Origin of the sequence: Massilimicrobiota sp. An80 (assembly GCF_002159255.1) — a bacterium.
GTDB lineage: Bacteria > Bacillota_I > Bacilli_A > Erysipelotrichales > Coprobacillaceae > Allocoprobacillus > Allocoprobacillus merdigallinarum.
This window is the reverse complement of the sequence record NZ_NFHI01000115.1, coordinates 1-885: the sequence shown is the minus strand read 5'-3', so window position 1 is coordinate 885 and position 885 is coordinate 1. Positions and strand designations below refer to the sequence as shown.

The 885-nt window shown below is 33.3% G+C and carries 1 protein-coding gene; it reads right to left on the bottom strand.

Features of this window, described 5'->3' with window-relative positions; all coding sequences use genetic code 11:
* A partial coding sequence (locus B5G32_RS13560) for a transposase (RefSeq protein ID WP_143746684.1) occupies positions 1-710 on the bottom strand: 710 nt, incomplete at its 3' end.
* Positions 711-885: the final 175 nt, after the last annotated feature.

Here is an 885-nt window from a genome sequence, read left to right as displayed (position 1 = left end):
TTGGCTCTAATGTAGTATTGAATATCTTCATGATGCATATAATCCATGAATTCAGTATTGTAGAATGCACTGTCACCCCTCATGGAAACAGTCTTGCCTTTTCTATCAAGATGTGCCAGGACTTCCTTGAGTTCATTGATGAATCCATTAGATGAGTATGCTGCTCCTGTTCTAAAGTTGGAACTTAACAACAGTTTAGTATTATATTCATTAATCATCATTGGATGGTATCCATTGACACCATAATGGTAGATATATGCAGAAGCTTCCTGATGTCCATGAGTTTGTGTTTTTGTTGAATCGACGTCAAGAATGATATTCTCAACATGCCTATTGACATAGTCGCAACCTAATCTTTGAATATGTTCCTTAATGGTCATGTTGGTTTTCATGTTGATTCTATCAAAGAATCTTGATAAAGTAGGCTGTGAACAGGCATTGATGCATTGTGATAAAAGTGGATCATCAATAAGTGTCATTTGATCAGCCTGATTGAAGTAGCCTAAAAGGTTACGTAAAACAATTTGAGTGACAATGTCAGAATTGGAATACTTAGGCAATCTTCTTGTATCATTGAAAGGAATGTCATCTAATGAAGATAGCAGATTGTACTTTTTAAGAAATGAAAGAAGCAAGATGCTGCCACCATCACAGGAAATGTTGCCACCGTTAAAATTTATGTTGTCAAAATTGAAAATAGATTGTATCATATAAGTGCTCCTTGTATTGTAGTTTGGTCACTTACATTATACAGGAGCTTTTATTATATATAAAGAAAAACTATTCACCCAACGGGTGAATAGAAAAAGAATAAATAAAAGCAGAAAATGCCTATGAAATAAGGATATTTCATGATTATATTATAATCTCATGAATAATTAAGGT